General features: G+C 40.4%; 4 protein-coding genes and 8 tRNA genes. 10 read left to right on the top strand and 2 right to left on the bottom strand.

Annotation, left to right across the window (positions count from 1 at the left end; all coding sequences use genetic code 11):
- Window positions 1–4 precede the first annotated feature (4 nt).
- The 9 genes from HCJ55_RS02665 (at window position 5) to HCJ55_RS02625 (ending at window position 2,502) form a co-directional block, all read left to right on the top strand.
- Window positions 5–77: transfer RNA gene (locus HCJ55_RS02665), tRNA-Phe, on the top strand.
- A gap of 21 nt (window positions 78–98) precedes the next feature.
- A tRNA-Tyr gene (locus tag HCJ55_RS02660) sits at window positions 99–182 on the top strand.
- A 5-nt stretch (window positions 183–187) separates the two neighbouring features.
- A tRNA-Trp gene (locus tag HCJ55_RS02655) sits at window positions 188–261 on the top strand.
- Between the two features lie 15 nt (window positions 262–276).
- Window positions 277–349, top strand: a tRNA-His gene (locus HCJ55_RS02650).
- Window positions 350–376: 27 nt separating this feature from the next.
- Window positions 377–448: transfer RNA gene (locus tag HCJ55_RS02645), tRNA-Gln, on the top strand.
- Between the two features lie 5 nt (window positions 449–453).
- Window positions 454–525, top strand: a tRNA-Gly gene (locus HCJ55_RS02640).
- Between the two features lie 20 nt (window positions 526–545).
- Window positions 546–619: transfer RNA gene (locus tag HCJ55_RS02635), tRNA-Cys, on the top strand.
- 45 nt (window positions 620–664) lie between these two features.
- Window positions 665–748: transfer RNA gene (locus HCJ55_RS02630), tRNA-Leu, on the top strand.
- A gap of 239 nt (window positions 749–987) precedes the next feature.
- Entirely contained in the window at window positions 988–2,502 is a 1,515-nt protein-coding gene (locus HCJ55_RS02625; protein WP_185516909.1) for a helix-turn-helix domain-containing protein, read from the top strand.
- An 8-nt stretch (window positions 2,503–2,510) separates the two neighbouring features.
- Here the strand turns inward: HCJ55_RS02625 and gad are convergent, their stop codons facing one another.
- A complete protein-coding gene (gene gad, locus HCJ55_RS02620; protein ID WP_185516906.1) occupies window positions 2,511–3,905 on the bottom strand; it encodes a glutamate decarboxylase in 1,395 nt (464 codons plus the stop codon).
- Window positions 3,906–3,917: 12 nt separating this feature from the next.
- Window positions 3,918–5,441, bottom strand: coding sequence for a glutamate/gamma-aminobutyrate antiporter (gadC, locus tag HCJ55_RS02615; protein WP_185516904.1), 1,524 nt, complete (start codon window positions 5,439–5,441; stop codon window positions 3,918–3,920).
- 392 nt (window positions 5,442–5,833) lie between these two features.
- On the opposite strand from gadC, the gene HCJ55_RS02610 reads away from it, so the two are divergent.
- The gene (locus HCJ55_RS02610; RefSeq protein WP_003723817.1) at window positions 5,834–6,304 is read left to right on the top strand and encodes an Rrf2 family transcriptional regulator; all 471 of its coding nucleotides are present in this window, start codon (window positions 5,834–5,836) and stop codon (window positions 6,302–6,304) included.
- Window positions 6,305–6,330 lie beyond the last annotated feature (26 nt).

The following is a 6,330-nucleotide window of genomic DNA, read 5'->3' as shown; positions in this document are numbered from 1 at the left end:
TTATGGCTTGGTAGCTCAGTTGGTAGAGCACTTGATTGAAGCTCAAGGTGTCGGCAGTTCGATTCTGTCCCAAGCCACTTTTTTTCTTTTTTTAATATGGAGGGGTAGCGAAGTGGCTAAACGCGGCGGACTGTAAATCCGCTCCTTCGGGTTCGGTGGTTCGAATCCACTCCCCTCCACCATTTATAGGGGCATAGTTTAAAGGTAGAACTGAGGTCTCCAAAACCTCCAGTGTGGGTTCGATTCCTACTGCCCCTGCCATATAATAAAATAATGGCGGGTGTGGCGAAGTGGTTAACGCACCTGATTGTGGTTCAGGCATTCGTGGGTTCGATTCCCATCATCCGCCCTTTTTTTTTAAGTCTAATATAATTGTTGGGCCATAGCCAAGCGGTAAGGCAACGGACTTTGACTCCGTCACGCGTTGGTTCGAATCCAGCTGGCCCAGTTAATGCGGAAGTAGTTCAGTGGTAGAACATCACCTTGCCAAGGTGGGGGTCGCGGGTTCGAACCCCGTCTTCCGCTTTTTAAATTGAACATTGTGCGGCGCCATAGCCAAGTGGTAAGGCAGAGGTCTGCAAAACCTTTATCACCGGTTCAAATCCGGTTGGCGCCTCCATTTGCATAATTAATGTTTTAAAGTTATAATTTATTATATTGTTACGCCGGCGTGGCGGAATTGGCAGACGCGCTGGACTCAAAATCCTGTGCCCGCAAGGGCGTGCCGGTTCGACCCCGGCCGCCGGTATACTATGATACCAACGTTTCTAACGATTCGTTGGTATTTTTTTAGTTCAACGGTAGATTATGCTTAAAAGTTGTGTTATAAATAGAAATGGTAAACATCAATTTAGTAGGAGAGGCTTACATTTAAATGTTCTTAAAATTAAAGTTTAAAAATGGAATTATTTCTATTTATATGTGAGCGTTTTAACAAGGAGAAGACCGATAGCTATTGTTGATTAATCTTTCACGGAGAGGATAATTATGCTTACGAATTATATTGAAAAGGATATCAAAAGGAAATGTTTGATTTGTGATTTTCTACTTAAGAATAAGCATACGAATTTAGATGAAATTGCAGAATATATGGGGACTTCGCGGGTGACGGTGCGGTCGGATATTCATGCGTTGAATGAGGAACTTGCAGGTTTAATGGTTATCCAGATGAAGGAATGTGCGGATAATTGGGTGTATCGATGTCAGTTGCAAAACGGGGCAACGGAGCGTAAAGTTTTGTATAAGTTATATGATAACTCGATGTTTTTGAAATGTATGGCGTTTTTTGTTACGAATGTGGAGGAGTGTAAGTTTACTGATTTTATGGATACGTATTTTATTTCGCATTCGCATGCATATCGGTTGAAGCATAAGGTGGAGGAGTTTCTTCGGGAAATTGATTTGACGCTTGATAATAATCGGATTACTGGGAAGGAGTACCGGGTTCGATATTTGATTGCGCTTCTTCAGGCGGAATATGGCGTACGTATTTATCCGCTTTTAGATAGTGAAAAGAAATTGATTGATGATTTTATGGCGACTTTGAATTTGCGGATTAATATTGATGCATTGGCGCATAATGCGGAAGGACATGCGTATTTCCGGTCGCTGATTTCGATGGTATTCAAGAGGGATATTCCGACAAGTGCGATTATTTTGGATGAACAGTGTCAGAAATATATTGAGTCGTCTAGGTTTCTTGATATGGTTCGGAAAAGTAGCAAGGAAACGCTAGAAAAAGGGCTTAATCAGGAATTTTCGTATAATGATTATTTGTATTTGATGTTGATTTATTATTCGACTAATTTTAGTATTATTGATGCTTCGATGAAGAAAGTGGAGTTGGAGCAGTTTAATGAATTGATTTTGAAAAATGAGGATTTGCAAGCTTTAATCGATTTATTTGAAGAATATTTTGGTGTGGAAGTTGTTAATCATTCGCTTTTTCGGGCGGCGCTTTGTTATTTTTTGAAGAAGACGTTGTTTAATTTGCAGGGGCTTATTCCGAGCAATGAACGGTTGTTGGATAAGAAGTATCAGCCGCTTTATTTGGTTGTGAAAAGTGTTTTGGAGCGCTGGAATAAGGCAAGTGGGCGGCGTACGTTGTTAATTGATTCGCATATAAATTATTTGACGATTCATTTATATCCGCTTATTTATAAATGGAATAATCCGGTGCAAATTTGTATTTTTTCGTTTAATTTGATTAATTTTGAGTCGTGTAAGTTTCAGGTGGAAGAGGAACTTGGGCGGAAGGTGACGGTGAATGAGACGATGTTTAATTCGGTGGAGGAGCTGAATGAGGTTTTAGCGGAGTCAAGTGAGCCGACGATTGTGCTTTGTCATCCGAACAGTGAGATGGAATTGAAGGAAGCGGTGCAAGGGACGATTATTCCAATTTCCTTGGCGTTTTTTGATCGGGATTTAGAAGACTTGGAAAATGCGATTCAGGCGCTTAGAATAAAAGAACATGAAAAAAGGCTAGCCTATTTGAGGGGCTAGCCTTTTTCTTAGTGTGTAAAGCCGTGGACGCCAGATTGTTGGGTATCGTGGAAGAGGATGTGGGCGTTGTTAAGTTCTTCGATGGAAGCTTGGAAGTCTTGGATGAACTCTTCTGCCATATTGAAACCAAAATCAGCGCGGCAGACGTAACGTTGTATGATGATATTTTCTAGATTTTTTGGTAGTGGGTACGCGGGAACTTGCCAGCCGCGCATTTGGAGACGGTCCGCTAAATCGTATAATGTCCATTTTACATTGGCGTCTTCTTTTAATTTATAGCAGACGATTGGTAAATGGGAGCCGTGGTTGTAAATGTCGAAGTAGCCGGTTTGTTCGACTGCGTGTGCCAGGTATCGTGCGACGTCGCTAGTTTTTTGGTGAATGGTGCGGTAGCCTTCGAAGCCGTAGCGTAAGAAATTGTAGTATTGGCCGATGATGTGACTGGCGCTGCGGGAGAAATTGATTTGCATAGTGGGCATTTCTCCACCAAGGTAGCTGACTTTAAAGATGAGTTCTTCTGGTAGGTAGCTTTTATCTTTCCATAACACCCAACCGATGCCTGGGTAAACGAGGCCATATTTGTGACCGGAAGTGTTAATCGAGATAACGTTTTTCAAACGGAAGTCCCAGATAATGTCTGGTTCGACAAATGGGGTGAAGAAACCGCCACTTGCAGCGTCAACGTGAATGTAGACTTTATAATCGGTTTTGCTATTGTATTCTTCTAGTTTTTCGTTAAGTGCGTAGATGTCGTCGTAGCGGCCTGTGTAGGTGATACCAAGGATGCCGACAACGCCGATTGTATACTCATCAACGTAATCGAGTACTTGGTCGGTATTGAGTTGCATATGGTCTTTATCCATTGGAACGACACGCATATCGATATCCCAGTAAACACAGAATTTTTCCCAGCAGACTTGGTAGCCGGATGAGATAACGAGGTTTGGTTTTTGCGCATAGATATCAAGACCAAGTTTTTCAGCGCGTTTTCGCCAAGCAAATTTCATCGCCATTCCACCGAGCATACACGCTTCACTAGAGCCAATTGTCGAAGTCCCCATGAATTTTTGATCTTTTGGAGCATGCCATAAGTCAGCGATAATGTTGACGCAACGATTTTCTAGTTCGGCTGTTCTTGGGTATTCGGATTTATCAATTGCATTTTTTTCTAAGGTTTCGGACATTAATTTGGTTGCTTCGTCTTCCATATATGTTTGGCAGAAAGTAGCTAGGTTTTGGCGGGCGGAACCTTCATCTAAAAGTTCGTCTTTCACTAAACGATACGCAATTCGAGGTTCGAGTGGTTCTTTTCCTAAGGTGTATTTAGGAATATCACGATCCTCTGCACTTGATCCAAAAACGGGTTCTAAATAGCTTTCTTGATTTTCTTTACTATATAACATGATTTTTTCCTCCTATAATTTGTCTTGATTCATAATATGTTTTTCGTCGGGATTAATGATATGTTCGCCGCGAGCTCTTGGATGAGTGAATTTATTGATGTCGCTTGCACCTAAATGGGTAATATCTTTTGGTGTGGTGTCTTTTTTATCGTGCACAGCGTAGATGATAAATGGAATTAACACAGTGACGATAAAACTGATTGATAAGATAACAATGTAGGTCATATCGCTTTTTGCGGCGATGGATGCTGGTGGAACAAATGAGATACATAAAGCGAATACAGATGTTATTAAGCCGATTAGCGCCACAATCACTTTGACAATTTTGCCACCAGGGATTTGGTAAGTGCGTTTTAAGCTTGATTTTTTGAAAATAAGTACTAAATAGCCGATGAAAAATAGTAAATAGCCGACTAAATAAATGACAACGGTTAAGGAAATTGCGGTTAGGAAGGATAAATTATTACCGCCGCCACCAAATGTGAGAATAGCTGCCCAAATGGTAACTACGACGCCTTGAACCATAATAAGTGGCACAGGGACACCGTGTTTATTTACTTTTTTCATTTTTTCGGGAAGTAAGCCTTGTTCGGCTGCAGTGTACATGCCGCGTGATGGGCCGACTACCCAGGCACTGACTTCACCCATGACACCTAGTGCAATCATTATCGCGATTAGTTTTACTGCCCAACCTAAGCCGGAACCAAAGTGTAAAATTAATGCTTGGAATGTTTGCACAACGCCGGAGCTAAGGGATAAATCTTTTAAAGGTAACACAGCGGAGATAGTTAAGCCGCCGATTGTATTAAGCACGATGGCTAAAACAACGAGCATAATCATTGCTAGTGGATAATCGCGTTTTGGATTGGTCATTTCATTGACGTGGCTCGCGGAAGCTTCAACACCCATGTAAGCGAGTATAAATGACACGAAGATGACTAATGTTGAAGCTTTTGAGAAATCCGGGATAAACGCCTCTTTGGAAAAAGTGACATGAAGGGGATTTCCACCAGCAACGTAAGCAATACCTAAAATAAATAAAATGATTGCTGGGATGAGAATACCGATAATAAAACCAAATTTAGCGATTTTAGCCGTTTTTTTTGTACCGCCTAATTGGGAGAAAGTAAGCCCCCAAAAGATAACTAACACACCGATAAATTTAATAAAAGGATTAGATTCGAGCGCGGGAAAATCAAATACATAGGACAACGCGCCGAGAATGAAGTAAATCATTGTAACGAATCCAACTGTTATTTGAAACCACTGAAAGAAGATTGCGGCAAAACCAAAGCGTTCCCCGAGCGTGTTTCCTACCCAAGAAAAAATACCGCCTTCTTGCCAACCATCCACCGTTGCCATTTCTGCTGCACATAAAGCGACAGGCAAAAACCATAAAAATCCACCAAGAAGCAGGAAAAATACTAGATGAAAGCCGGAAGTGGCAAATGTTGGATATTCATAAACAGTCATAACCATGGAAGCCGTGATGGCGAAAAATCCGAATAAGGTTAAAGACTTTGCTTGTTTAGTCATTGTGTATTACCTCCAAAATATTTTTGTTTGCGGAAATACGTTTAAACGAAGCTATAGATAATTAGAATGATGCTTAATTAATGGTAAATGTGATTTTTTTGGAACATCATCAGTTAACACGAGAAAAGCACCTCCTAAGTCATTGTTTGTTGGAACAGTTATAAGATTAGCACGTTTGTTTTCAAAAATTATTCCAGTTTTTTTCTTAGCCAGGAAAAATTTTTGAGACAATGCTTGTAGTTGTTCTATTTGCAGCAAACGCATTCATTAAATTTTTTCCATTTTTAGTAAAAAACACTTGCACTTTAAAAAAAATGGGTGTATTGTATATAGATGTTAAATGTCCATTAAGGATATTGAAAGGTAATAATGGGAAGAGGGAGGATTTAATGATGAAGTTGAGCAAAAGTATGGACCAGGTATTTTGTATTATGACGATGTTGTACACCCAGAAGGTAGATGTTCCCATTTCTTCCGTAACTATTCATCACCGTTTGCGTGATTCGTCACCGTCTTATATTAGTAAAATTTTGAGAAAGTTAGTCGTTAGTGGGCTGATTAATTCAGTTTCCGGTAATAACGGCGGCTTCACACTTGCTAAAGACCCGGAAGAAATTAATTTGCTGGATATCGTAGAAGCAGTGGAAGGGAAAATCGATACATACCCAGACTCAGACTTAATCCACACTGTTTTCTCGGACTATCATGAATTTGCAGAATCCGGTATTCACACGATTACAAGTGCTTTTAGAAACGCTGATAAAGAATACGCGAATTATTTATACTCACAAAAATTATCTGTTTTAGTAGAGCAAGTGATTGGGAAAGAACGAACCACTATCATAGATTGGAACGAAGCGTAATAAATCTTTAAAAGAAAGAAGTGCGG

The organism is Listeria marthii (assembly GCF_014227425.1).
Taxonomy (GTDB): domain Bacteria; phylum Bacillota; class Bacilli; order Lactobacillales; family Listeriaceae; genus Listeria; species Listeria marthii.
The sequence above is the reverse complement of the archived record's forward strand: the minus strand, read 5'-3'. Positions and strand labels throughout refer to the sequence as shown.